This window comes from Pseudanabaena sp. PCC 7367, from assembly GCF_000317065.1.
GTDB lineage: Bacteria > Cyanobacteriota > Cyanobacteriia > Pseudanabaenales > Pseudanabaenaceae > Thalassoporum > Thalassoporum mexicanum.
Genome location: NC_019701.1, coordinates 3941581 through 3967385, shown reverse-complemented (window position 1 = coordinate 3967385; position 25805 = coordinate 3941581). Strand labels below are relative to the sequence as shown.

The following is a 25805-nucleotide window of genomic DNA, read 5'->3' as shown; positions in this document are numbered from 1 at the left end:
GCGATAGATACAAAGAATTACGAATGTCAAAAAAGCTACACCGTTCTGACTAAGATAAGGAGAAGAATTAATTTGGGTGTAGTAACCACCGCATCCATGCATTTGTCGGTAGACTAGGTGCATTGCCATTATTCATTTTCATTAACTAATTAATACTTAAAGCCTTATGCGTTTAAGAGATATCGTTCATCCCAACCAACTGCATGGTTTGACTGTGGCAGAATTGGAATCTATTGCCCAGGAGATTCGGGAGAAACACCTGCAAACGATCGCGGCGACAGGTGGACACCTTGGGCCTGGCTTGGGGGTGGTGGAACTAACCTTAGGCTTGTATCAGACCTTAGATCTCGATCGTGACAAGGTGATTTGGGATGTGGGGCATCAAGCCTATCCCCATAAAATGATTACTGGCCGCTATGAGCAATTCCATACCCTGCGGCAAAAGGATGGCGTAGCTGGATATCTCAAGCGCACCGAAAGCCCCTTCGATCATTTTGGTGCTGGTCATGCTTCCACAAGTATCTCTGCTGGCCTGGGTATGGCAATGGCGCGTGATGCGATGGGCGATGATTATAAGGTAGCGGCGATCATTGGTGATGGAGCGCTGACCGGCGGCATGGCTCTAGAAGCAATCAACCATGCTGGACATTTGCCCAAAACTAACCTGCTGGTAATCTTGAATGATAATGAGATGTCGATCTCACCCAACGTTGGTGCGATCCCCCGTTATCTCAATCGTCTCCGCCTCAGTGAGCCGATCCAGTCGATTAGTGAAAACCTCGAAGATCAAATTCGCAATCTGCCGTTTCTGGGTGGTTCGATCAGCCCAGAGATTGAAAGGCTGCGCGATAACTTCAAGATTGTTACCATGCTGCAAAACAAGGTAGGGGCAATCATTGAAGAACTGGGCTTTAAATATATTGGCCCGATCGATGGCCATAATGTCAAGGAATTGATCGACACCTTCACGATGGCGCATACGCTCAAAGGGCCAGTGATGGTGCATGTATCAACCACCAAGGGCAAGGGCTATAAATATGCGGAAGTAGACAAGGTGGCCTACCATGCTCAAAATGCCTTTGATATTGCCACTGGTAAAGCTACACCCAGCAAGCCCAAACCACCTAAATATTCCAAGGTGTTTGTGGATACGCTGATCAAGCTAGCCGAGCATGACAAGCGGATTATTGGTATTACAGCAGCGATGGCCACTGGTACTGGCCTAGACAAATTACAAACCAAGTTCCCCGATCAATATGTGGATGTGGGAATTGCCGAACAACATGCGATCACCCTGGCGGCGGGAATGGCCTGCGAAGGAGTGCGACCGATCGCGGCGATCTATTCCACCTTCTTGCAGCGTGCCTATGACCAGATTATCCATGATGTTTGTATCCAGAAGCTGCCCGTCTTCTTCTGTCTCGATCGAGCCGGGATCGTGGGTGCAGATGGCCCTACTCACCAGGGTATGTATGATATAGCCTATCTGCGTTGTATCCCGAATATGGTGATGATGGCTCCTAAGGATGAAGCCGAGTTGCAACAAATGCTGGTGACCGGGATTAACTACACCGATGGCCCGATCGCCATGCGCTATCCCCGTGGTAATGGCATTGGTGTGCCGCTTCAAGAGGAAGGTTGGCAACCACTGCCGATCGGCAAGGGTGAGGTATTACGCGAAGGTGATGATGTGTTGTTAGTTGCCTATGGCACGATGGTGAATACGGCGATGCAGGCGGCTGAATTGCTGGTGGAACATGGCATGGAAGCAACTGTGGTGAATGCCAGATTTGCCAAGCCGATCGATCTAGAGCTGATTGCACCCCTGGCTCAAAAAATCGGCCATGTGTTTACGCTCGAAGAAGGCTGCATTATGGGTGGCTTTGGCAGCGGCGTGCTCGAAGGACTGATGGATATGGGCATTATGTTGCCAATTACCCGTCTGGGTGTGCCCGACATTCTGGTGGATCATGCTTCTCCCGATGAAGCTAAAGCAGGATTGGGCTTAACCAGTGGTCAAATCAAGGATCGCATTTTGACCCAACTCACCACCAGTGAGACACGATCGCCAATTAATACCAATTAACCATTGCCAACTAGCTATCCCGATCGCAAGGCTATGGTCGAAGTGATGCAATCATGTGTCCCTAATTTAATCGGCAATCTATATCTAAAGTATCTAAAATCCGATTAAACTAAATAAGAGCCATTGTCATCATTGCTTTGCAAACCTTGCGATCGTGATTGATCTAGAGAGTCTGCCCTAACTAGCGGCGATGATAGAATTCACCACTGCGAGTACGACCGTTGCGACCAGTCACATTCACATCACCGCTATATTCACCAGGCGCAACCCGCTCACCAGTCAGAGTGGTAGTACGTGTTTTGCCATTGGGATAGGTAAGGCTGCGATTGCCTGTGCAACTGCCACTATTACAGGTGCTAGAACTATTAAAAGTTGCTTGATTCTGGTTGGGGCCAGTGATCACCGCATCATTGGTGCGAGTACCATTGGTGCGGGTGCGAGTCCCTTCAACGAAATAGTTGTTGGATTTACCATTGACATTAGTCCTGGTTACGTTGCCCTTGTAATTACCATTGCGATCGCCGATAAATTCTCCGGTCGAGTTAGCGTTTCTGCCATTGGGATAGGTGATCTGGCGATCGTAGTTTAGTCGATTGTTTTGCCGATTGACATTGGTGTTGATCGTGCCGGTGCGACCATTTCTGCCCCTGATCGTGGTTTCGCCAGCCTGGGCAATGTTACCGCCTAGCGATAGGCTCAGACCAACAGCGGCGAGGGTTAGCACGGTTAGTTTGATTGAATATTTAATTGAATATTTAATTGAATGTAAATGACTTTTCATGGCTGCTTTTCCCCATAATAATCAAAAGTCTAACGATTAGTGATTGAATCCAAACTTAATTGATTAGACTGGCTGAGCCTAGATCTGGTTCAATCGATCGCTATTTAGTCTATTTAGTTCTTTGCTGGCGCTATTCCAAGCTAGATGTTGGGCAAGCAGTGGTATGTTTTGATCTAATCTATAGGCGTTTATGCCAAAGAAGTCTCTTGAAGATGCCCTAGTGATCTAGTGATGATCTAGTGCTCAGGAATGTATATAATCCCTGGTAATAAATTAATTATGCAGAGCCAAAGGCAAATAATAGCCAAAATCAATCCAGGTCAGCCCCTCAATAGTTACCTCTTTGGGAACCCAGCAACTTACATTGCTATAGCTAAGTTCCAGTTGGGGTAGCGATCGTGGGGTTGAGCAACACCATATTATCCCGGTGGATCACTTCACCATCAAACTCATTGGGATCTAGATTAAGAAGTTGGGGGATTTGCTGGGAGTTGAACCCAGCGATCCTGGCAATATCACCGCTGTTATAGTTAACAATCCCCCGCGCAAACTCTACCCCATTGGGATCGCAAAGGCTCACGGCATCGGTTATTTCAAATTTGCCAATTACCTGAGTAATACCAGCAGGCAAGAGCGATCGCCCCGATTTTTCCAGCGCCAGCACTGCCCCCGCGTCCAGAATCAACTTTCCGGCCGGAATCAAGCCATAGGCGATCCAGCGTTTGCGAGCCGTAACCGCACGGGGTAGGGGCTCGAAGGTAGTACCGAGTTGCTCACCTTGCAGAATTGATAAAAGCCGTTGCGGTTCACTGCCGAGGCTAATTACGGTTTTGACCCCTGCCGTGGCCGCAATCTTAGCGGCGGTCAGCTTGGTATTAATGCCACCTGTGCCCCATTTATTGCTTTGGTTGGGGTGGTTGGTTTGGCTGGGCTGCTTAGTGGGGCGAGGAGGAGCTTGAGCGATTGACTGCTCAAACCGATTAGCTTGATTATCAAAACCAGAGGCAGGGCGATCGCCCCCAGTATCTTGCCCCATATCCTGACCAATCAACTTTTGCAACTGTTCATAGCCCACCGTTGAAATTGGCACGGCAGTTTCTTCCTGGTGGGGATTAGCAGAATAAAGACAGTCCACATCAGTAAGCAAGAACAACCAATCAGCTTCGATTAAACTGGCCACCAACGCCGAGAGGGTATCATTATCGCCAAATTTAATTTCATCGATCGCAATTGTGTCATTTTCATTCACGATCGGTACAATTGACATCTGCAACAGCTCATTAAAGGTATTGAGTACCTTGATGTAATGATGCCGCAAAATTAAATTATTACGGGTCAGCAATACCTGCGCCACCGGTTGGGCAAAGGCGGCAAAAAAATCATCATAAATCCGAATCAGCCGCCCCTGACCCACTGCCGCGATCGCTTGCTTGGCCTCAATTCGCTTGGGTCGATCGGTCATCCCCAGACGAGTACAACCCACGCCAATCGCCCCCGATGACACCAGCACCACCCGATGCCCCAACCGTTGTAATTGCACGATCACCTCAACTAGCTGGGCGATCGCTGCCAACCGCAGATCGCCAGTATCTGGCTTGGTCAGGCTAGAAGTGCCAATTTTAATTACAATTGTCTGTGCGTTTTTCGAGGATTGCGAAGCGGGTTGGTTTGTGGTTGGTTTTGCCTGAGCCATGCTTAAACTGTTTTTGATTCTGATGATTAGCTGCCCTGATTTTCGATCGGGCTGTTAAGAGCGAGATATTGTGCAGGATTGATTGTGGCTGGCAGTAATTGCAATTAGACGATCTCTTTCCTGCCAGAGATATATCTTGATTCCTATTTAAGGTGAGAAAGCAGATCAGCAAATCAGTCGATCATGAATAATGCTTAATGCCTATTTGATTAAATTCGATCAGGAGCGATTCCAAAAGGAGCAATATAGGGGCAGCGATCGCCACTAATCACAAATTAGAGATTGCAAAAATCCACCAAACTCAATTACTCAGGATGCTTTTGCAAAAACACATTGGTTAGATGTGACTGCTAAATCTATTCATCATCATAACTACTGCTATCGAGTCCTAGTTTTCTAGCTTGCTGTAGATCGCACAAAGGCGGCTGGGTTTGAAAATTTTGGCCTTGAACATAAAATTCGGCGGCACATTGATAATCAAATAATCATCCGCATCATGATATTGCTCAAATTCCGGCAACATGCCCTTGGGAGTTTTGGTGGAATAGGGCACAGGCTGAAACAAGAGCTCACTAAATTCCAGCCGATCGCATTTACTTTGCTCAGCAACTTGGGCTAGAAAAGCCTCATTTTTCAAAAGCTCAAATAAAGTTGCCTTGGCTTCTGGCTCCAGTTCAAAGCTGGCATCAAAATCATTAATTACACGTAGAGACATTTTATTTAAATGCAGGTTATTTAAATGCAGGCGATCGATGATTGCCTCAGCATTTTAAAACATGATTGATTACCTAACCGCCGCTAATTTTTGCTTTGTAACCCAAACTAGTTAAAAACTGTAAAATTTTTTGTTTGTGATCGCCCTGGATTTCGATCGTCTGGTCTTTGAGCGTGCCGCCAGAACCGCATTGATTTTTGAGTTGCTTGGTCAACTTAGCTAACGTTTCCGCATCAGTTTGAAACCCGCTGATCACAGTTACGGTTTTACCCTTGCGCCCCTTGCGAGAAGCCTCGATCTTCAGGTTTTGTTGTTGCGGTGGCAAATCGATCGCCTCCTCCACAAACTCTGGTTCCGGGTCGCCAAACTCCCGATAAACTACCTTTTTTTGTTTACTCATAGGTCTATTCAAATAATTAGATCACCTAGATCAGGGCAGGAGAAATGATTGTTCCTACCCACTATTTGCCTACAATCTCCATTAAAGCTGGCTCCAATTCAGGATAGGTAAAAGAAAACTTATTGTGCAGCGCTTTCTTGGGTAAAACCTTTTGCCCTTCTAATACTAAAATCGATGCCTCACCCAGGATTACTTGCAGGGCGATCGCTGGCACTGGTAAAAGCGCCGGTTTGGCAACGGCCTTGGCCAGGGTTTTGGTAAATTCAGCATTAGTGACTGGATTGGGGGCAGTACCATTTAGCGATCCAGTAATTTGGGTATTGTCCAGCGCTAGCATAATTAAATCGACCAGATCGTCGCGGTGAATCCAGGAAAACCATTGCTTGCCATTACCAATCTTGCCACCAGCCCCAAGCTGAAAAATAGGCAGCAGTTTTGCTAAAGCGCCGCCATTCCCCATCACAATGCCAGTGCGTAGCTTGACCACCCGCAAGCCCAGTTCGCTGGCCACATCTGCTTCTGCCTCCCAGGCTTTACAAACCTCGGCCAGAAAATCATCACCAGAAAAGCTATATTCATCAAATTCTTTGTCTGGATCGGTGCCATAGAAACCGATCGCCGAGCCATTAACTAATACTGTCGGTTTATGTTGATTGGTTTTGATCGCTTCAATAATTCGTCTGGTGCCAATTTGCCGACTTTCCAGAATCGCTTTTTTTACCTTATCGCTCCAGCGTTGGCCAAAAATCGGTGCTCCAGCTAAATTGACCACGCCATCACAATCGCCAAATACATTAGTCCATTCGCCCAGTTGCAGCGGGGTATAGGCCACGATCGCCAGGTTGGTAAAAACATCCGCTGGGAATTGCTGCTGGGCTTTGTCTGGGTCGCGCACCAGCAGCGTGAGGCGATCGCCCCGCCCATGTAATTTTTCCACCAGTCTGGTGCCAATAAAACCAGTAGCGCCAGTAATAACTACTCTCATAGGATAAAAGTCCCCATCGATACGATCGACAATAGATCTCTTGCAAACGCCTCATATTCCAGAGAGATTAATCTCTCAGCCTCAGATTTAGCATTTAGGCAAGAAGTCTAATACCTGGATCATAGGCGATTTACCTGCCCTAAAAAAATTTTCTGCTGCGAATTGGTGGCTAAACCAATGTCATCAGTTTATTGAGCCAGTCGTCAAAATGCCTACATTTGTTACGAATAGTATCTAAACCAATATCCAGGGATATTGTTGAGCCATGCAGAATCTTGTCATAGCCTTTGCAGCATTGGATGATTCTCTTTGAAGGCGCAGTAGTTACACCATCGTTAATATGCTCAGGAGTTTCAAAGTTGCGGCTAATAACTTCTATGCGATTGACCACTTCATCATTAAACCAACTCCTGAAAGCCTTAGGATCGCTGAAAAGTAGAGTTTCAAACTCATGCAGCATAATATTAGGGTAAAAGTTTGGACAATTTAGATCGCTCGCCAAACTTTGTTCAAGATACTCAACCTTTTGGTATGGATCAGTAATATTTGGCAAGGAATCCTTACCAGGAAAATCATTGGGCAACCCATATAAATCAATCATTGTTGTGACAAATTCATTCGGGTGTTCTTTGCATAGTTGTTCTAATTGAGGCTTTACCTGAGAATATATGACTATACCGCCCTTTGCCGTCTTACTAGTTCTAGTCACGATGGGAAACAGATATATACTTTTTCCCCGAAAGAACTCGCTCAGGAATTCACTAATAAATATGAACTCAGTCTGCCCCTCAACAAGTATGTAAACATTGCTCATCTGGCAGGTGTACCCCCGAACAGGTTCTTTTGCCATAGCTCACCCAAGGTGTATTCATCTAACCACTCCTGAAGTTTTGAACTAGAAAGACGGTTTAGAGTTGATTTGCCCTGGTCACGATCGACTACGATCACATCTTCTGGCTCAAAATTATTCAAAAGCTCGATCGATTGAGTAGAAACAATTAGCTGCTTTTCCAACGATGCCAACCTGATCAATGATGCCAGGACGTTAATTGCATAGGGATGTAGTCCCAATTCTGGCTCATCGATCAAGATGGTTTCTGGCTGTAAGGATTTTGGTTGCAGCAACAACGTGGCAAGGCAAATGAACCGCAACGTACCATCAGACAAATGGTGGGCTTTAAAAGGGATATCCTGGCCTAGTTCTTGCCATTCCAGTTGAATATTATCCTGGTTAAGGGGTGATGGCCGCAGGATGAAATCGCCAAAGAAAGGGGCAACCAGGCGAATTGTTTTAACGATGCGATCGTAGTTATCTCGATACTGCTCTTTTAGTAAATAAAGAAACGCGGCCAGATTGCTGGCATCGGGACGTAAATAAATATTGTCGTTGATTGGGTGTAGTTGTTTAACTGTTGCGCTGTCACTGGTGTCGTGGAAGTGAAAAATCCACCAGCCCTTCATGCCAGACAGTACATAATAATCAGCGGTTCCTTTCGTCTGCCCCATAACCGTCTCAAATTTACCTTTGCTGCTGCCAGCCAGATTATCAAATGCTATAAGTATTTCTTCTCCAATCATTAAACGATTATCTTTGGTCGGCATGAATGCAGCTTTGTATTGACGCATTCCAAAATATAGGCCTACCTCAAGAATCTCGGTTGTTTTGCGACCGAAATGTAAAATTGAATCAGGCCCACCTTCCTGACCCACAAAGCGTTGTAAATTCTTGTCCAGCAATTGCTGAATCATCTTGAAAAAGCTAATGAAGTTAGATTTACCAGCACCATTGCAACCGATCAGCACATTGAGAGGCTTAAGTTCAATATCGCATTCAGCGATCGACTTAAATCCTTTTAGCACCACTCGGCTTAATTGGGCATTTTTATCTGGTGTTTCCATTAGCTTTTGAGCATTGCCATTGATGGGCTCAAGTTGTACCACCGAAAATATTTAGAACAATCTTAACGCTTACCCAGCAATTGATTACGCAACCTCTTGATCTTGTCGCGGTATTGGGCAGCCTGCTCAAACTCCTGCTTTTTCGCTGCCTCCTTCATTTGCACCTCCAATTGCTCAATTAGCATTGGGATCTCATCGAGGGATAATTCACTGGCATGGCTGACGGTGTAGTCCAGTTGTTGTTCACTGAGGCGGCGAGAGACAGACAAAAAGTCGAGAATCGCATTGGATGAAGTGTCTTTCACGATCGGTTTGGGCTCGATGCCATGCGCCCGGTTATATTCAATTTGAATTTGACGGCGGCGACTAGTTTCACTGATCGCCTTTTTCATGCTGTCTGTGATCCGATCGGCATACATCACCACCTGGCCATTGATGTTTCGCGCGGCGCGGCCAATGGTTTGAATTAGCGATCGCTCTGCCCGCAAGAAGCCCTCCTTATCGGCATCCAGGATCGCCACCAATGATACTTCCGGCAAGTCCAAACCTTCCCGCAGCAGGTTAACACCAATCAAAACATCAAAAGCACCCTTACGCAGATCTTGCAAAATCTCAATCCGTTCGATCGGCTTGATGTCTGAATGCAGGTAGCGTACGCTCACATGGCGCTCTTGGAAGTAGGTGGTTAAATCCTCCGCCATTCGCTTAGTCAGGGTGGTGATCAGAGTGCGTTCATTGCGCTGTACCCGCAGCTTGATTTCATGGAGGAGATCGTCTACCTGGCCTTCGGTGGGGCGCACAAACACTTCAGGATCGAGTACGCCAGTGGGGCGAATGATTTGCTCGACGATCTGCTGTGATTCTTCCTTTTCCCAATTACCAGGGGTGGCCGAGACAAAAATGCACTGATGCACCTTTTGCCAGAATTCATCGGACTTAAGTGGGCGATTGTCGGCAGCACTGGGTAAGCGAAAGCCATGCTCGATCAGGGTCATTTTTCGAGCCCGATCGCCTTTGTACATGGCGCGAATTTGCGGCACGGTCACATGGGATTCATCGATCACCAAAAGCCAATCATTTTGCGGGAAATAATCCACCAGGCAACCAGGGGGATCGCCTGCTTCTTTGCCCGCCAGGTGGCGCGAGTAGTTTTCTACGCCACTACAAAAACCAATTTCCCGTAATAATTCCAGATCGTAGCGGGTGCGCTGCTCTAAGCGCTGTGCTTCCAGGAGTTTTTCTGCTTTCTTAAGGTCTATCAACTGTGTCTCTAGCTCCGCCTCGATCTGATCGCAGGCTTGCACTAGGCGTTCCTCTGGGGTGACAAAGTGGCGGGCGGGGTAAATATTCAACCCTTCCATACTTTGCATAATCTCGCCAGTAACCGGATCGACATAGCGGATCGCTTCGATCTCATCACCAAAAAACTCAACCCGAATGATCCGATCTTCATAGGCAGGACCAATTTCCAGGATATCGCCCTTAATCCGAAACTTGCCACGACCATGTTCAACGTCATTGCGTTCATATTGCACCGAGGCCAGACTGCGCAAAAGCTGGCGCGGATCGACTTCTGCACCCACTCGTAATGGAATCGAAGCCTTGAGGTATTCTTCCGGAATCCCCAACCCATAGATGCAGCTAATTGATGCCACCACAATTACATCAGTGCGTTCAAACAGCGATCGGGTGGCCGAGTGGCGCAGCATATCGATCTCTTCGTTGATCGAGGCGGATTTTTCAATATAGGTATCGGTAACTGGGATATAGGCTTCCGGCTGATAGTAGTCGTAATAGCTAATGAAATATTCCACCGCATTGTCGGGGAAAAACTGCCGCAACTCATTACACAACTGGGCAGCCAGGGTTTTATTATGAGCCAGTACCAGGGTTGGCTTTTGATGTTGGGCAATCACATTGGCGATCGTCATGGTTTTGCCCGTACCGGTGGCACCCAGCAAAGTTTGGCAGCGATTGTTTGCGTCTAGTCCTTCTAGCAATTGGGCGATCGCCTTTGGCTGGTCAGCGGTAGGTGCCCAGGGGGCTTGCAGGTTAAATTCTGGCATAGGATAGGTAGGTTCGATCGCAGATGAAGATTAAAACTATCAATTAAACATCAGTCTCTGAAATCTATATTAATCACATTAACCAACCCAGAGTTTAAGTAGATTAATGATCAGTCATGATTAGGTACGGTATTCAATCATAGCCAAAAAGTTACTAAGCCTTTGTTCAGCTATGCCTATTCTTCAATACCTAATTTTTCAATACCTAATTATTCATATCTAAGATCCGCATAATTTCATCAAGTAACTCCTGCCGACTATAGGCTCCTTTTTGCAAAACCTTGCGCACTGAACCATTCAACTTCTGCCGATCGTCTTCGGTGATCTCCTTAGCCGTGGTAACAAGAATTGGGATCGCAGGCCAACGACATTGGGCTCGGAGTGTATCAATAAACTGGAATCCATCCATCTCTGGCATCATCAAATCTAGAATAATCAGATCTGGAGTTTGTTGATCGATTACGTCGAGGGCTACTTGACCGTTCTCGGCCTCCAGCACCTGGCAGTTTTCCTTGTTTAGAATCCGTCGAAAAATCTCACGGATATCAGGTTCATCGTCAACTATTAACACGGTTAATTCTTCGAGTGAAGGTAGAATACCAGCAGCAATTTCCTCTTCAGCATCACTCAAACTACCATGACGGTATTTATTCAAAGTGGCTACAAGTAAATCACGATTGATCGGCTTGGTTAAATAATCCGAAGCTCCCAGGGCATATCCCATGCTCTTATCACTCACCATCGTTAGCATAATAATTGGAATCGAAGCTGTACTTGGATCGGCTTTTAGGGCAGTGAGGGTTGCCCATCCATCCATATGCGGCATCATCACATCCAGGGTGATCGCATTTGGTTTGAATCGTTTGGCCTTATTGATTCCCTCCTCGGCTGTCACTGCTGAGATTGTATAAAAGCCCTTTTTCTGCAAAAAACGCTTCATCAAATCATGGACTGTGGGATCATCATCGATCACTAGGATCCTGGGGCAATCGGTGGGTAGCTCCTGCTCTCCTGACTCTGGATCAATATGAGCAGCAGGGGGAGGAGGCACTAAAGGCTTTGCTTTGCGCGGATCAAGCGGCAAGACGATTGTAAAAGTTGAACCCTGGTCTAAATCGCTTTCCACCATGATATCTCCACCCATCATCCGGCAAAAGCGCTGACTGATGGCCAAACCTAGTCCAGTGCCACCATATTTACGGGTAGTGGAGCTGTCCACCTGGGTGAAAGCCTGAAAAAGCTTGCCGATTTTGTCGATGCTGATGCCAATGCCAGTATCAACCACCTGGAACTTGATCCACCGATGGTCATCTTCTTGGTATGCAAATACATTCAGATTGATTTGGCCGTTTTCGGTGAATTTACAGGCGTTACTAAGCAAATTAAACAGGGATTGCCGCAGCTTAGTAACATCAGCATACATAATCCCAATCTGGCGATCGCAATTAATCAACAAGTGGTTATTATTTCTTTCTACCAATGGTCGGATTGTGGCGGCCACATTATCTACCAGGTCATAGACATTAAAGGTTTCTAGAAACATTTCCATCTTGCCTGCTTCGATCTTAGATAGATCCAGGATGTCGTTAATTAGCTCCAGCAGATGTTTCCCAGCATCATAGATCTTGAGCAGATCATCTACCATTTCCTCTTCACCGAGATCCTCGCAATCCTCTTGCAGCATTTCGCTGTAGCCAATAATCGCATTCAAGGGCGTGCGTAGCTCATGGCTCATATTGGCAACGAAGGCGCTCTTGGCGCGGTTTGCTTCCAATGCCTGGTCTCTGGCCTGGGATAGCTCCTCATTGAGCCGCTTTAGTTCCTCTTCGCTGCGGCGACGCTGCATTAGCCCCCCTAGCTGAGTAGCGATCGCATTGACCAGATCCAATAGCCGTTGATCTTCCTCATCGGGATCACTCATGAAAAATGCCATGATCGCCACGACCCGATCGACCGCAATGATGGGAATACCCAAACAGCCCTTGAGACCGCATTCCAGTGCAATTTGCCTGCGCGGAAACTCTTTCCCTGATTTCACGGGTAAGTCCCAGATCCATTCTGGCTTTTGCTTGGCCCACACTCTACCTGGCATCCCGACATTGTAGGAAAAAGTCATATCGCGGCTAAACTGCACAAATTTTGCTGACAAATCTGGATTGATCGAGGTATATAGGGCTGAGCTATATTGCAAAACTCGATAATCTCGATCGGGAATCCAGGCTTCTCCCAATTCCCATTCCGTAAAACTACAAATATCACGCAGGGCAATATGTAAAGCTGCATTAAAATCTTCTGCGGTGCTGATATCCAGCGTAATGGTTTGCAGCAGCTTAACCTCATCCTCGGCTCGTTTTTGCTGGGTAATATCCTGAACTGTGCCCTCAAACCTGATCAAATTACCAGCTTCATCCCGCATTGCCCTGACATTTTCGGAAATCCAGATTTTGCTACCATCGCGGCGATAGATTTGGGATTCAAACCCAGAAACTGTATCATGCTGATGCATTAAGCGCACAAATTCCCGACGGCGATCCTTTACCACATAGAGTTGCTCCCTGATGTTAGTAATATTAGCCATCAAATCGCTGGGCGAATCATAGCCATAGATGCGGGCTAGCATTGGGTTAGCCGTGATGTACTGGCCATCGATCGTGGTTTGGAAAATCCCCTCTACCGAGTTTTCAAAAATGCTACGATATTTTTCCTCGGCAGAATGTAAATCTTGAAGTAGAGACTGAGTGCGATTTTTGACTAGCTCATAGGCAGCGATCGCTTGCTCGACAATGCTAGTTAATTCTTTGCTTTCGTAGGGTTTGGTTAAATATTTAAATACTTGGCAGGTATTGATCGCCGTCACCATATCAGCGGCATCAGTGTAAGCGGTGAGAATGATCCGAATTGTGTCGGGATAGCTAGCCGCAATCTGCGTTAAAAGCTGAGTACCAGTCATCTGTGGCATCTGTTGATCGCAGATGATTACAGCTACCTCGCCTTCCTGCTCCAGCAAAGATAAAGCCTCTGCACCATTTAATGCCTTTAATACCTGATATTCACGCCGAAAGATCCGCTCCAGCATGTCCAGGTTATTAATTTCATCATCAACGATCAGTAATTTATATTTACTCATCTGCGATCGCATTGCTCCATGATTTTTCCCCTGCTCAAATTCTCGGTTGATGTTCTATGTGTCGTCAAGGGCAGACTACTTTACTTCAGGGCTTAATTATTAATTGTGCTCTAAATTATATTTAAGCCATTTATCTAAATAATTTGAATTGAATCTGAGAAATTGCAGTCCAGAACCATGTGTCTACCCGATCGGAGCGATACTGAGCATGGTTTTTGTGGTTGGCCATTAGTAGCCTGTTGATCTTAGGAACAGATCATAATCTTAGGGAGGGACAGATCATACTAATACTTTTAATCCCAATATCTTCTAACTCCAATATCTTCTAACTCCAATATCTTCGGCAAAAGACTGCTTAGGCATGAATAGTACCGATCGCGCTGGGTAGTTTTTGGCTTTTGTGTTAAACTTATCATTCGCAGTTACGGCTAGAGGTGATGGGGAGCGGCTCTATTTAGTTTAAGTGGTTTATCCTTTAGCTATTGGCAAAGTCAATCATCCCAGCCGCAATATTTCGCGGGCGTAGTTTAGTGGTAGAACTCCTGCCTTCCAAGCAGATAGTGCCAGTTCGATTCTGGTCGCCCGCTTTAAAGTTATATACTATGTATTTACAAGTGTTAGGTATTTACAAGTGTTGGCAATTTCCTGCTATGCCTAACTTGTGCTGACGAATTTTATCAGGCTTTAAATCTATTGGTTTCACTATTGGTTTCAATTGTGATGCTTTGCATCTTATAGAAGGGAAAGGATATTTAGTACATAAAATTGCTTGAAGGATTGCTTAAAAAACGATCAAGGACATATGCATTGCTTTGATCAATGAATTCACCCGTTGTTAGCTAATAATAGTTAACTAAATAATATTCATAAACCCAGCAGATACAAATCAATGCCCAGTTCAATGTCCAGTCAACCCGCGATCATTAATGTTGAATTTGAGCCCGCTGCCACCAAGAATAAGAACTACCAGATTACGATCGCCCCTGGCATCCTGGCTGACCTGGGATCGCAAATGGCGCAATTGCAGCTAGGTCAAAAAAGCAACAAAGTCCTGGTGGTATCGAATCCCAAGATTCTTGATTACTATGGCGATCGGGTGTTAAGCTCCCTGGCACAAGCTGGATTTGCCGCCAATCATTTTGTGATTCCGGCCGGAGAACGTTATAAAACCACCAAATGGCTCTATAAAATTCACGATGCTGCCTATGCCAATCATCTAGAGCGCAACTCCACGATCGTGGCGCTGGGGGGTGGTGTAATTGGTGATATGGCTGGGTTTGCTGCCGCTACCTGGTTGCGGGGTATCAATTTTGTGCAAGTACCCACCAGTCTGCTAGCAATGGTCGATGCCGCCATTGGTGGAAAAACCGGCGTAAATCATCCCCAGGGCAAAAACCTGATCGGCGCATTCTATCAACCCCGTCTGGTGTGGATTGATCCCCAGGTGCTAAGTACCTTGCCGAGCCGAGAATTTCGCGCCGCGATCGCTGAGGTAATTAAATATGGTGTGATCTGGGATGCTGAATTATTCGAGATTTTGAGCCAAGCCAAGCGCCTCGATCAGTTTCGGTATGTGGATGCAAATTTGCTGGACACAATTTTATATCGCTGCGCCAAAGCCAAGGCCGAAGTTGTCGCCAAGGATGAAAAAGAAGGTGGCCTCAGGGCGATCCTCAATTATGGCCATACCGTCGGTCATGCGATCGAAATGGTGACCAATTATCGGCTATTTAATCATGGCGAGGCCGTGGCGTTGGGGATGATTGCCGCTGGGGCGATCGCCGTGGCGATGGGCTTATGGGATCAAGAGAGTCAAGATCGCCAGCTAGAATTAATTACTAAGGCCAAATTACCCCACAAGTTGCCACCTAATACTGACTTGAATCAAATTGTGACCGCATTGAGTCATGATAAGAAGGTGGAACATGGCAAGGTTCGGTTTATTTTGCCCACCGCGATCGGCCATACCCAAATCAGCGATCGGGTCAGCGCAGAACTGGTCATCAAAGTTTTACAACAAAGCTTGACACCATAAGTTGGAATGCTTAGGATGAAGTCAAATTTAGGTCAAGTTATTAGTCTGAAGTCAAATTTATGTCAAGTTATTTAGTCAAGCCTAGCAGCCATAGATTTAGGCTCACAAATTATTCGGTTTGATTATTTGGTCTGATCGAATATGCGCTGAACTTTGGTTATTGGTTAAGCTTAACTAAACTTGGTGCCAGGTGAGGGGTGGTTATTTGATCGAGTGCGATCGCCATGTTTCCTAGAGCAGTAATTGGTAATTGATATTCATCTTTAATCAATTATGTTGGCTGCAAGGACAGTTGAGAATATTAATCCATTGCCATCGCCAAAATTTATAGGACAAAATGTGTAGAATAGTTCAATCTGAGCTGGACTCATAGGTGTTGAGCTTGCCATTCTAATCAAGATAGTTAATCGGTAAGCACTTTAGCTCTAATTGCGTCTGCTCCCATTACTGTTTATTTCAGTTTGATTTGTTGATCTAATCTATTTTCTAACGCATTTTGATGCAGCGATGCGATGAATTGCGCGATCACACCACAAACTAGCTGATAACTACAAGCTTTAATATTTTGCTCAAACGGCTCGAATTCGCTCAAACTCATGTCACTCTATATGTAACAGTCATGTAGGAGGAGGAGGAGGAGCGATCGCTTAATCCAAACTCAATTTGGTTAATTCAATTAGTTAGTCGATCGTCAGAGCTTAACTTAACTGCGCGTGAATTATTTAAAATTGCGATCGATTGAGACGAAATTAGGTTTGATGTAGTAATAGTAGTAGTTGTCAGCGACATAAATTCAATTTATTTAACTTAGTAGACTAGCCAGGAGTTATACAAATACAATCTGCATGAAGAAATCCAAGCGAGATCTCCCTACCATCAATGAACGCATCAAGTTTCCCCAAATTCGTGTAGTTAGTGCGGATGGGGAGCAACTAGGCATTATGCCGCCCCAGGAAGCGATGACGATTGCAGATGAGCGGGAACTGGATTTAGTGCTGGTCAGCGATAAAGCTGATCCACCAGTTTGCCGGATCATGGATTACGGCAAGTACAAGTTTGAGAAAGAGAAAAAAGAGCGCGAAGCCCGTAAAAAACAGCATACCGCTGATCTCAAGGAAGTGAAGATGCGCTACAAGATCGATGAGCATGACTATCAAGTGCGGATCAATCATGCCTCGCGGTTTTTAAAAGGTGGCGACAAAGTCAAAGCTACGGTGATGTTTCGGGGTCGAGAAATTCAGCATGTCAATTTGGCTGAAGATCTACTCAATCGGATGGCGAACGATCTGATGGAAGTAGCGGATATCCAACAGGCTCCCAAGCGTGAAGGCCGTAATATGACTATGCTGATGGCACCCAAAAAGACAGAGGGTAAGTAAATTAGGTAATTAGGTAGGTGTAAATAGGCATTTCATCCCGATTCAATTACTTAATAATCTTAATAATTACTCAGGATATTGCTACGGACTACTGATTAATCATTAATAATCAGGTTAGCAATTGAGATTAGTCATCGGGCGATCGCCTGGATGTTGGTGATTGATATTGACTCCTGAGCTATATCAATCAAAGATTGGGTTAGGACATAGGACAACAGCCAAGGTTTCTAATCGATTAGAAATAGTGCCTTGATTAAGTATCGATCATGTCCTTCCCAACTACCCACGTTTGCCATAATTTCCATAATTTTAGGCAATAAAAAAGCTAGCTGATGGCTAAGGTTGTTGGTAAACCCTAAAGCACAGCTAGCTATCTTTTTGCTATGGCAGGCAACTTTTTAGCTAAAACAAGCAAGCAAATCTATGGCAGCAACGGTGAGGTAGCAGTTGGTGGCGGTAAGATTACCCCAGGTGCTGGTCGATTGGTTTGAGGCGCATTCGGGGCATTGGTCGGTGAATTGCTATTTGGCGCTGCTGCAACCTTTTCGCCGATCGGCCTGGTCACTTCCACGCCATACTGCTCTAGGATCACCACGGGCGTACCAAACGTTACAATCCGTTTTACCAAAACTTGATTCCCCGCCACCCTTTGTCCAGCTCTCACATATCTGGTGGTGGGTTCATTGGGGGCAGCAATAATCGCATATTGCTCACCGCCTATTTCAATCACACCGCTAACTTCAACCGCTCTGGCTTCTGTGGGGATAGGCAAAGTTGGTTCTGCAACCGTTACTGTAGGACCGCTTGGTCTCAGCACATTTGGAGGTGGAGTTGGATTGGCCTGGGGTAGCTCTGGCAAAGGCACAGTACCAGGAATAGTCAGGAAAGGATCGCGTACGGTGGAATTACCACTAATTTTTTGGTTTAGTTCCTGTTGGACTTCTTGTTTATCCGTCGGTGGAATTAGCTGCACCCCGCTTACTACTGGTCGGGTGAATAATGGCTGCTCCGTTGCGGTGGGGGCGGTGGCGGCAGGAACTTCTTCGGCTGGGGTTTCTTCGGTTGGAGCCAGGGGATCGCTCATGGAAAGCTGGTCACCGGCATTTTCGATCGAATTTGTGGTACATGCCCCTAATAGTGCGGTTAACACCGCCATCGTTCCTGCTAGATAAAAAGTACGCATTGCTCTACTCCTGTTATACCTGTTTATTAGATCTCTGCTAGAGCCACCCTCACGCCATTACTTCAATTCTAATCCATTTAAATCTTTCGCATATTCTGATTCATCAATCCAATCGATCGCCCAAGTAAATCGTTTAGTTAACCAGCTAACCAAGATCCTGGCTTACTACTTGGTTTTGGTAGATCTGACTCAGGAATTGTCCCACGCTATGGCGCACCTCAATGCCTTTTTGTTGGAGGATCACTGCCGGTGGACTGGAAAGCTCGATCCGTTTGACTAAAATTTGGGATGCTAACATTTGTCCTTCTTTGACATAGCGGGTGCTACTTTCACCAGGCACAGACACGATCGCATATTTGCCATCATTAAGCTCCACCACACCAGTTACCTGGACGGCTCTGGCTTCGGCCACTGGATCGACCACGATCGGCGCGATCGGTGGCGCAATCGGCACTGCGGGCGGCTGATTGACAGATAGTTGTGGCAGTTGCGGCCTGGTTTCCGCCAATACTTCGGCCAATGGTTTAACACTGCCGGGAATTGGTGCAAAGGGATCACGCTCAACTACTGTAGTGGTGGTGAAAACTTCGCTATCCTCTGATTGTGTTGCTGATTCCGACTGTTTTGGCTGGCTGGTAAGTTGATCGACCATTTTTTGGCGATCGCTAAGTAGCTGCTTACGCTCTTGCTTAGAAGTTGTTTCAGTCAGGTCACCCAGGAAGGCCTGATCAAAGGTTTCTGAGGTCTCTGAGGTTTCTGAATCTGTTTTAGTATTTCTAGAATTACCGACGCTAGTATTAGCTGATCCGGATATGGTTGTAGCGGAACTGGGATCAACTAAGTCTGGCTGATCAGTTGCGGCAAAGAAATCCGTAGAGCTTTTAGGCGGACGATCGCCACAGGCAACCGTTGCCACCGCAATAATAGCTGAAATGCCAGCTAGATAAATTATTCGCATTGAACTCCTCCAATGACATTTATATATGTCATAACCACCAATCAAAAGTTATGTTTGGCAAAACCACTAGCCATACATACTTATCTCTTCTCTAATGCGATAAGATTTTACGTCTTCTGGGCGAATTTGGCAATTAATTTTCTATTGCGCTCTTTCCCTGACGTTGGCGCATTTTGCCTGGTCTAGCCAGGTATTGCCTGAATCAAGATCTGATTTTGCCAGAATATGTCACTAAAAGTTGGCGATTGACAATTTGAATTTTTTGCCTAAAATTAGCATGTCTAAATATGTGTAAAACAACTTAGCCAAACACAGCTTAGAACAAGTTCTTTGAATTTCAATCAACCACAATCAAATTCCCAACTTGACCGAGTGGGCATATTCACGGCCATTTTGCTGCAAAATCACGCGCGGATAGGTACTCATTTCGATCCGCTTGACCAATACCTGGCCACTGGCGATCCGCTGGCCGACAGTCACATACCGCGAGCTAATATCACCAGGAATGGTCACGATCGCATAGCGTCTGCCACCAATTTCCACCACACCCGAAACTTCGATTACCTGCGCTGTGGCCTGGGGCGGTGGGGTATAGGCGGTGCGATTGCTGGGGCTTGGTTGGGGTGGTCTGGCTGGCGGTGGAGGGACTGGAATATCGATCGGGTCTGGGATCACTACTTCGGGTAATCGGGTTAAGCCAGGAGCGGTAGCAAAGGGATCGCGGCTGAGTTCGCTGGGATAGTCAAGACGCACGTCTAGCTCGGCCTGGCGTTGTTTTTTGTCGGTGGGCGTGGTTAGTCCTGGCGATCGGGGCGATCTGGATCGCTCAATGCCCAGGGCTTGTGGCGAGGTCTGGTTTAATACCAGCACTGGTTCTTCAAAATAGGTTGCCCCTGATTGGGTGCTTGTTTGCTCGGTGGCCTGCTCAAGGTTTGAATTGGCCGCATTAGTCGCACTATTACTAGTTGAATTATTACTACAGGCTCCGCCGATCGCGGCTAGGAATAAACTAGCGATCGCTAAGGAAACATGCCGCATTGCCTTGCTCCATTTAGTTATGAATTTAGTTAATAATTGATGAATATATTTAATATCTAATTAATAGCCAGAAGTATTCTGGGTGAGGGTATTTAGGTTCTGGATGTGGATCAAATATGCAATTAGCTTTTTGAAGCTGGGCTTAAGCTATTGGTTGCGATCGCTGTGATCGTCTGGATTCGACTATTACAAATATATCTCATCCTAGATTCGGTTGCGATCGGCTAAATCCACTGCATCAGGTTGCCTTTGGCTTTGAGTTTAAATTTATGATCTGTGGTTACAATCGGAATAAGATGCGGTCGGCGAATTATTTCTAATATTGCTGTCTTTTAAGGTTGAGACAAGATGGGACTTGATGCTTTTGTTTTCAAAAGTAAGCAAAGCTTAAACTGGGAAGAGCTTAAAGATGTACCTCTTACATTGGATCCTCGTACAGGCGAATACGACGTGAGCTATGACTATTGGGACGAATACGTCTTCCCGCTGGAGTATTTTGAAGCTATTAGTAAGCGGATCGGTAATATGTCTGCGGTAGGCCATATGCGTGAACATATGACTCCCTTACTAGATCAGGAAAACTCGATCATTCTGAATAAAATTGTCTACAACGCAATCCATGATGGAGAAATTCCAGTGAGTGAGCTTGATCAACTTGAGGCCGAGCTAAATCATGTTGAAGAACATTACGATCGTGAAAACTCTCTTGTCAGATATTTTATTGAGTGCTTTCGAGAACTAATTGCCGCCGCTAGGAAAGAGAATAATCCGATCGTTTTTTAGCGTGGTGATCATTAAAGCCAATCATCTTGATCCTTACCATCGAGCCAGTCATCCTCCCAACCACCACCAGATTGCTTCGATTGACGCGACTGCTTAGAGCGAGAAGAGGATTTACGATCGCCAAAACTAGCCGCATTACCCCGACTGGCATTGACCCGCTTGCTACCAACGCGATCGGTAAATTGCCTACGCTGTGCTCTAGCACTAACCTGCCAAAGGGTCGCCACCACGCCCCCCGCCCCAGCGCAAGTAACCAAAACTAAGCCTAGCGGTAAGCGAATCGATTCAAATATAAACAGCTTGATCGTTACCAGGGTCAGGTTCTGGCTGGCAAAGATGGCAACGCCCATGATCAAAACCCAGAGCAAGATATATACAAACGTGCGCAGCATGATTTTTGACCTTTCACTGTTTGCGGCTAATATGGCTAATTATTTAAGTATATTTGCGATCGATAAAGTGTTGCTGACCGTTAAGATAGCAATCAGACATATTTACACCTACTGCACCTCATAAAGAAAAGACAAGACTTAGAATATGGCAACTGAAATCTCTGGCAATGATACTAATATTTTGCACTACAAAATAGTCGGCTCACGGCGCTTCAGCAATATTTTCTTTGGCGTTATTGTGGCGATCGGCGCGATTGGTTTTCTGCTGGCGGGGCTGTCTAGCTATTTACATACGCCACTGCTGCCAATGATCCCCACACCAGATCTACAATTTGTACCCCAGGGTTTGGCACTGACGGGCTATGGTGCAGCGGGAATCCTGCTGGATATCTATCTTTGGGCGATCGTGGTACTAGATGTGGGTAGCGGCTTTAATGAATTTAATCAAAATAGCCAGAAAGCCAGAATTTTTCGGCTTGGCTATCCTGGCAAAAATCGCAAGATTGATTTTGAATATGACCTAAAAGATATTCAAGCGATCCGGGTTGAGATCCGCAATGGCCTCAATCCCAAGCGGGCGCTTTACATTCGGGTCAAGGGTAAAAATGATATCCCGATTACGCAGGTTGGTCAGCCAATGGCATTGTCTAAGCTGGAAGATCGTGCTGCCGAGTTGGCTAAGTTTTTGGGTGTGCCGTTAGAAGGTTTATAGGAATAGGAAAAGGATGAGTTAATCTCTATACCAGGTTTGTATCATTCTATGAAGTGAGATCCTTTCTTAACGCTTCTTAATGGGCAAAAGGGGTAAATACTCATAGACTAGAACTCAGTCATATAATGATCGCACTCATTTGCATATCTATTTGCCCATCTAAGATATATATCTGAATCTAGGATTTTTTTAGGTCTATGGTAGCTACCCCCACAAAAGAAACACAGCAATCACCATCCACGCAAAGACGTAAGGAGACCATTCTTTCACCTCGCTTCTACACCACTGATTTTGAAGCGATGGCAAAGATGGATATTACTGATAGCGAAGCAGACTATCAGGCGATCCTAGAAGAGTTCAAAGCCGACTACAATCGCCGTCACTTCAGGCGTGACAAGGATTTTGATCAGTCCTGGGAGCACCTTGACGATCGCACCAAACAAGCATTCAGGGTGTTTTTGGAAGGTTCTTGCACCTCTGAATTTTCTGGCTTTTTGCTCTACAAGGAGATTGCAGTCAAACTAAAAGACAAAAGCCCGCTCATGGCAGAGTGTTTCTCGCTAATGAGCCGTGATGAAGCAAGACATGCTGGCTTTTTGAATAAAGCAATGCCAGATTTTAATCTGCAAATCGATCTGTCGGTGCTATCAAAAAGTAAGCAGTATGTTTACTTTGCACCCAAGTTTATTTTCTATGCCACCTACTTGTCCGAGAAGATCGGCTACTGGCGCTATATCAAAATCCATCAACACCTGGCCAAGAATCCTGAGAATCGGATCTATCCTATTTTTAAATTCTTTGAGAACTGGTGTCAGGATGAAAACCGTCATGGTGATTTCTGTAACCTGTTGCTGAAGAGCCAACCGCAGTTTGTGAGTGATTGGCGTGCCAAGCTATGGTGTCGTTTCTTCCTGCTGTCGGTGTTTGCCACCATGTATCTCAACGATATTTGCAATCGCTCTGATTTTTATGAAGCGATCGGCTTGGATACCCAACAATACGTCGAGGCAGTGTTGCGGGATACCAATGAAGAATCTGCCAGAGCATTTCCAGTCATCCTGGATCTCGAAAACCCCAAATTCTGGAGTTGTCTAGAAAAATGCGTAGCGATCAATGGCAAGCTCAAGGCGATCGCGGAATCTAATCAACCAAAGGTAATCAAAAAACTTAGAGCTTTGCCCCATTATGTTGCTAATGGTTGGCAATTCGTGACGATGTATTTACTCAAGCCGATCGATGTGGATAAGGCAGCCGTACTCTAACTCTAAATTTACAATTTACTAGTTCATTTAGTTCATGCTGGGAGCTACACCAGATTAATCCACTAGCAGCTAAACTAGAGCAAGTGAGTTGACGCAGATTGCAAGATTGCCTCAGCTCACTAAACTACTAGGTCACTTACCCACAGTTATTCATCTACGTTAGGGACAGCCAAGGTGTTGTCCCTTTTGTTATTTTTGTTATTCTAGATATCTGCTTATTTACGCCTAGACCGCATGTCCGGCAAAATTGCAAAATTATTACCGGCGAAGCTGAGCGAGATCCTGCGATCGCCCCCGCCCCTGCTACCAAATGGGGCAAAGATTTTGATTGCGGTTTCCGGTGGTCAGGATTCTCTCTGCTTAGCACAGCTATTAATCAAGCTGCAAGCAAGCTGGGATTGGCAATTGGCGATCGGCCATTGTGATCACCGCTGGCGGAGCGATTCCCAGGCTAATGCAAGGCATGTTGCAAATTTGGCAAAAAACTGGGGCTTACCATTCTGGCTCCGCACCGCCACCACCCCACCAGCAAGTGAAGCTACCGCCAGGGAATGGCGCTATGGTCAATTAATTGAATTGGCACAGCAAACAAATTACAACTATGTCGTAACGGGGCATACCCGCAGCGATCTAGCGGAAACCTTTTTATATAATGCGATCCGGGGTAGTGGTAGTGATGGCTTGCGATCGCTGGGCTGGCAACGGGAGCTAAGCCAGGGCATATTACTGGTGCGGCCGCTGCTGTCATTTAGCCGTAGTCAAACGGGCTCTTTTTGTGAAGCGATGAGCTTGCCAATCTGGGAAGATGCCACCAACCAAGATCTTAAACATAGTCGCAATCGGATTCGCCTGGAACTGCTCCCCTATCTAGAACAACACTTTAATCCGCAAGTAGAACGCAGCCTTGCTCAAACTGCCGCGATCCTCAGGGATGAGGTGGAATTACTAGAAACTCTGGCCACCCAGGCATGGCAACCAGAAGCATTACCACGCATCGATCGCCTCAAGCTGCGTGATCTACCTAAAGCACTCCAACGACGGGTAATCCGGCAGTTCTTGCAAAAACACTTGTCCAAAGCGCCAAACTTTGAACAGATTGAAAAAGTGGTGAGTTTAATTTATGCCCCCAGGCGATCGCGCACCGATCCTTTGCCTGGTGATGTCTGGGCGGAGGTGGAACATTCCTGGATCTGGCTACGCAGCGAGCCTAATTCTGGTTCAGAGCCTAATAAATCAAACCACCATTAGTAATGAAAGCGGGATTTTTAACCCGCAGCTCAACCTGCCAGTTATTTTGCTGGATCAGGTCGCGGCTAAAGCTCTGGGGGGCACGATTGCCCACCTGGATCGTATAACTATCAGCATTGGGCAGATCGCCCACATTGAAGGCAAACAGGCAATTGATCGATTGTACCGATGAACCCATCCGCGAATTTTCATAGCTATAGCGCTCTGGCATGGTGCTACCCCGGCCTAGCTCCGTGGTCACCAATGTATTACCCTGGCCATCTTTGATCACCACCGGTGCGCCTTCTTGCACATCAATGTGACCAGACACCACCACGCATTGCCGTCCACTTTGGATCACCAGGGTTGATGGTACATTGGATTGCAATCGCTCAAACACCACCGTCCCCGCCAAACTATATTTCACATTGCAACCAAGCTGCTCCAGCTCAGACGTATTAAAGGTCAATGAGCCTCTGGAAACCGACATCAGTCGATCGCGGTAGTCGAGCCATTGCTGCTTCAGTTGCGGATCACTAATGCTAGTGGCCTTAGCTTCTGCAAGTTGGGCGGCCTGAATCCATTGCCGATCGCACAGGGCTCTGGTTAGGGCCTGATCTTGATTGGCCGTGTTTTGGGCAGCAGCAGGCAGTGCCATACTTAAATCACCTAAGCCACTTAAGCCAGGAATTAATATAGCGATCGCCATTGCTAGCTTGCCAATCATGGCTGACCTGGTTTGACGCTCTGCCTGGTTGAGTTCTGGTTGGGTTTTAAGAGAGTAACTGGTTTTCATCTTTCATAAATCGCGGGGCGATTGAATTAGGAATGGCTTGGTTGGCAGCCACAAGAGATATGTATATGTAGGTAATGGCTCTGGTAGTCAACCATTGAAATTATGATGGGCAATTGTAATCACGTCAGGGAACAAATGTCTTAACAAGATTACGATCTCCATATTTAAATTTTGTCTCTCCACTCTCACACCACCACGATCGGCTTGCTTTGATTCTGCCAAAATCACATTAAGTTGGATCTATTACGGCTATTACGGCCAATTTAATGCCAAGCCAGTTAGTACCAA

At 46.1% G+C, this 25805-nt stretch carries 21 protein-coding genes and 1 tRNA gene; 8 read left to right on the top strand and 14 right to left on the bottom strand.

The genetic code is table 11. From position 1 onward, the window contains the following. The first annotated feature begins 166 nt into the window (after positions 1–166). Positions 167–2086, top strand: a complete 1920-nt coding sequence (dxs, locus tag PSE7367_RS15920) for a 1-deoxy-D-xylulose-5-phosphate synthase (RefSeq protein WP_015166381.1) — start codon at positions 167–169, stop codon at positions 2084–2086. Between the two features lie 181 nt (positions 2087–2267). Here the strand turns inward: dxs and PSE7367_RS15915 are convergent, their stop codons facing one another. The 9 genes from PSE7367_RS15915 to PSE7367_RS15875 form a co-directional block, all read right to left on the bottom strand. Further along, entirely contained in the window at positions 2268–2867 is a 600-nt protein-coding gene (locus PSE7367_RS15915) for a hypothetical protein (protein ID WP_015166380.1), read from the bottom strand. A 373-nt stretch (positions 2868–3240) separates the two neighbouring features. Further along, positions 3241–4560: a glutamate 5-kinase gene (gene proB / locus PSE7367_RS15910; protein WP_015166379.1), complete on the bottom strand. Its 1320-nt coding sequence runs from the start codon at positions 4558–4560 to the stop codon at positions 3241–3243. A 388-nt stretch (positions 4561–4948) separates the two neighbouring features. Next, entirely contained in the window at positions 4949–5275 is a 327-nt protein-coding gene (locus PSE7367_RS15905) for a hypothetical protein (protein WP_015166378.1), read from the bottom strand. A 73-nt stretch (positions 5276–5348) separates the two neighbouring features. Continuing rightward, a complete protein-coding gene (locus PSE7367_RS15900; protein ID WP_015166377.1) occupies positions 5349–5675 on the bottom strand; it encodes a translation initiation factor in 327 nt (108 codons plus the stop codon). A gap of 61 nt (positions 5676–5736) precedes the next feature. Then, the gene (gene thyD, locus PSE7367_RS15895; RefSeq protein WP_015166376.1) at positions 5737–6660 is read right to left on the bottom strand and encodes a thylakoid membrane protein ThyD; all 924 of its coding nucleotides are present in this window, start codon (positions 6658–6660) and stop codon (positions 5737–5739) included. 169 nt (positions 6661–6829) lie between these two features. Continuing rightward, on the bottom strand, positions 6830–7510 hold the full coding sequence (locus tag PSE7367_RS15890; protein ID WP_198013425.1) for a DUF4276 family protein: 681 nt from the start codon (positions 7508–7510) through the stop codon (positions 6830–6832). Continuing rightward, the gene (locus PSE7367_RS15885) at positions 7471–8559 is read right to left on the bottom strand and encodes an AAA family ATPase (protein ID WP_041699903.1); all 1089 of its coding nucleotides are present in this window, start codon (positions 8557–8559) and stop codon (positions 7471–7473) included. The genes PSE7367_RS15890 and PSE7367_RS15885 overlap by 40 nt, the downstream gene beginning before the upstream one ends. A gap of 62 nt (positions 8560–8621) precedes the next feature. Beyond that, positions 8622–10625 carry an excinuclease ABC subunit UvrB gene (gene uvrB / locus PSE7367_RS15880; RefSeq protein ID WP_015166373.1) on the bottom strand — a complete coding sequence of 668 codons (2004 nt, stop codon included), beginning with the start codon at positions 10623–10625 and terminating at the stop codon, positions 8622–8624. A gap of 205 nt (positions 10626–10830) precedes the next feature. After that, the gene (locus PSE7367_RS15875) at positions 10831–13752 is read right to left on the bottom strand and encodes a response regulator (RefSeq protein ID WP_015166372.1); all 2922 of its coding nucleotides are present in this window, start codon (positions 13750–13752) and stop codon (positions 10831–10833) included. A 516-nt stretch (positions 13753–14268) separates the two neighbouring features. Here PSE7367_RS15875 and PSE7367_RS15870 point away from each other — a divergent pair. The 3 genes from PSE7367_RS15870 to infC all read left to right on the top strand — a co-directional run bounded on the left by PSE7367_RS15870 (position 14269) and on the right by infC (position 17166). Further along, positions 14269–14339: transfer RNA gene (locus PSE7367_RS15870), tRNA-Gly, on the top strand. 314 nt (positions 14340–14653) lie between these two features. Further along, positions 14654–15787, top strand: coding sequence for a 3-dehydroquinate synthase (gene aroB / locus PSE7367_RS15865; protein ID WP_041698549.1), 1134 nt, complete (start codon positions 14654–14656; stop codon positions 15785–15787). An 845-nt stretch (positions 15788–16632) separates the two neighbouring features. Continuing rightward, complete coding sequence (infC, locus tag PSE7367_RS15860) at positions 16633–17166, top strand: translation initiation factor IF-3 (protein WP_015166370.1); 534 nt, start codon at positions 16633–16635, stop codon at positions 17164–17166. Positions 17167–17587: 421 nt separating this feature from the next. On the opposite strand, the gene PSE7367_RS20645 is transcribed toward infC, so the two are convergent. From PSE7367_RS20645 to PSE7367_RS20635, 3 genes are all read right to left on the bottom strand, one after another. Further along, positions 17588–18349, bottom strand: coding sequence for a hypothetical protein (locus PSE7367_RS20645; RefSeq protein WP_015166369.1), 762 nt, complete (start codon positions 18347–18349; stop codon positions 17588–17590). Positions 18350–18494: 145 nt separating this feature from the next. Further along, positions 18495–19307, bottom strand: a complete 813-nt coding sequence (locus PSE7367_RS20640; protein ID WP_015166368.1) for a hypothetical protein — start codon at positions 19305–19307, stop codon at positions 18495–18497. Positions 19308–19658: 351 nt separating this feature from the next. Continuing rightward, positions 19659–20345, bottom strand: a complete 687-nt coding sequence (locus PSE7367_RS20635) for a hypothetical protein (protein WP_015166367.1) — start codon at positions 20343–20345, stop codon at positions 19659–19661. A 423-nt stretch (positions 20346–20768) separates the two neighbouring features. Here PSE7367_RS20635 and PSE7367_RS15840 point away from each other — a divergent pair, with 423 nt between their 5' ends. After that, the gene (locus PSE7367_RS15840) at positions 20769–21128 is read left to right on the top strand and encodes a hypothetical protein (protein ID WP_156800417.1); all 360 of its coding nucleotides are present in this window, start codon (positions 20769–20771) and stop codon (positions 21126–21128) included. Between the two features lie 11 nt (positions 21129–21139). Here PSE7367_RS15840 and PSE7367_RS15835 read toward each other — a convergent pair whose 3' ends face one another. After that, entirely contained in the window at positions 21140–21520 is a 381-nt protein-coding gene (locus PSE7367_RS15835) for a LapA family protein (protein WP_015166365.1), read from the bottom strand. 145 nt (positions 21521–21665) lie between these two features. Here PSE7367_RS15835 and PSE7367_RS15830 point away from each other — a divergent pair, with 145 nt between their 5' ends. The 3 genes from PSE7367_RS15830 (at position 21666) to tilS (ending at position 24742) form a co-directional block, all read left to right on the top strand. After that, positions 21666–22232 (top strand): photosystem I assembly protein Ycf4, encoded by a 567-nt coding sequence (locus PSE7367_RS15830; protein WP_015166364.1) that lies wholly within the window; start codon positions 21666–21668, stop codon positions 22230–22232. 197 nt (positions 22233–22429) lie between these two features. After that, positions 22430–23494, top strand: coding sequence for a magnesium-protoporphyrin IX monomethyl ester (oxidative) cyclase (acsF, locus tag PSE7367_RS15825; RefSeq protein ID WP_015166363.1), 1065 nt, complete (start codon positions 22430–22432; stop codon positions 23492–23494). Between the two features lie 234 nt (positions 23495–23728). Continuing rightward, complete coding sequence (gene tilS, locus PSE7367_RS15820) at positions 23729–24742, top strand: tRNA lysidine(34) synthetase TilS (protein ID WP_015166362.1); 1014 nt, start codon at positions 23729–23731, stop codon at positions 24740–24742. Here tilS and PSE7367_RS15815 read toward each other — a convergent pair. Continuing rightward, positions 24720–25517, bottom strand: coding sequence for a hypothetical protein (locus tag PSE7367_RS15815; protein WP_015166361.1), 798 nt, complete (start codon positions 25515–25517; stop codon positions 24720–24722). The two genes, tilS and PSE7367_RS15815, sit on opposite strands and share 23 nt — an antisense overlap. Between the last annotated feature and the right edge of the window lie 288 nt (positions 25518–25805).

Coding starts and splice junctions, on each gene's coding strand:
- aroB (WP_041698549.1), top strand. CDS start 14,654: ATGTCCAGTCAACCCGCGATCATTAATGTTGAATTTGAGCCCGCTGCC.
- uvrB (WP_015166373.1), bottom strand. CDS start 10,625: ATGCCAGAATTTAACCTGCAAGCCCCCTGGGCACCTACCGCTGACCAG.
- PSE7367_RS15885 (WP_041699903.1), bottom strand. CDS start 8,559: ATGGAAACACCAGATAAAAATGCCCAATTAAGCCGAGTGGTGCTAAAA.
- tilS (WP_015166362.1), top strand. CDS start 23,729: ATGTCCGGCAAAATTGCAAAATTATTACCGGCGAAGCTGAGCGAGATC.
- PSE7367_RS15890 (WP_198013425.1), bottom strand. CDS start 7,510: ATGGCAAAAGAACCTGTTCGGGGGTACACCTGCCAGATGAGCAATGTT.
- PSE7367_RS15915 (WP_015166380.1), bottom strand. CDS start 2,867: ATGAAAAGTCATTTACATTCAATTAAATATTCAATTAAATATTCAATC.
- infC (WP_015166370.1), top strand. CDS start 16,633: ATGAAGAAATCCAAGCGAGATCTCCCTACCATCAATGAACGCATCAAG.
- PSE7367_RS15835 (WP_015166365.1), bottom strand. CDS start 21,520: ATGCTGCGCACGTTTGTATATATCTTGCTCTGGGTTTTGATCATGGGC.
- PSE7367_RS15900 (WP_015166377.1), bottom strand. CDS start 5,675: ATGAGTAAACAAAAAAAGGTAGTTTATCGGGAGTTTGGCGACCCGGAA.
- PSE7367_RS15830 (WP_015166364.1), top strand. CDS start 21,666: ATGGCAACTGAAATCTCTGGCAATGATACTAATATTTTGCACTACAAA.
- PSE7367_RS20640 (WP_015166368.1), bottom strand. CDS start 19,307: ATGCGAATAATTTATCTAGCTGGCATTTCAGCTATTATTGCGGTGGCA.
- PSE7367_RS20635 (WP_015166367.1), bottom strand. CDS start 20,345: ATGCGGCATGTTTCCTTAGCGATCGCTAGTTTATTCCTAGCCGCGATC.
- thyD (WP_015166376.1), bottom strand. CDS start 6,660: ATGAGAGTAGTTATTACTGGCGCTACTGGTTTTATTGGCACCAGACTG.
- PSE7367_RS20645 (WP_015166369.1), bottom strand. CDS start 18,349: ATGCGTACTTTTTATCTAGCAGGAACGATGGCGGTGTTAACCGCACTA.
- dxs (WP_015166381.1), top strand. CDS start 167: ATGCGTTTAAGAGATATCGTTCATCCCAACCAACTGCATGGTTTGACT.
- proB (WP_015166379.1), bottom strand. CDS start 4,560: ATGGCTCAGGCAAAACCAACCACAAACCAACCCGCTTCGCAATCCTCG.
- acsF (WP_015166363.1), top strand. CDS start 22,430: ATGGTAGCTACCCCCACAAAAGAAACACAGCAATCACCATCCACGCAA.
- PSE7367_RS15875 (WP_015166372.1), bottom strand. CDS start 13,752: ATGAGTAAATATAAATTACTGATCGTTGATGATGAAATTAATAACCTG.
- PSE7367_RS15905 (WP_015166378.1), bottom strand. CDS start 5,275: ATGTCTCTACGTGTAATTAATGATTTTGATGCCAGCTTTGAACTGGAG.
- PSE7367_RS15815 (WP_015166361.1), bottom strand. CDS start 25,517: ATGAAAACCAGTTACTCTCTTAAAACCCAACCAGAACTCAACCAGGCA.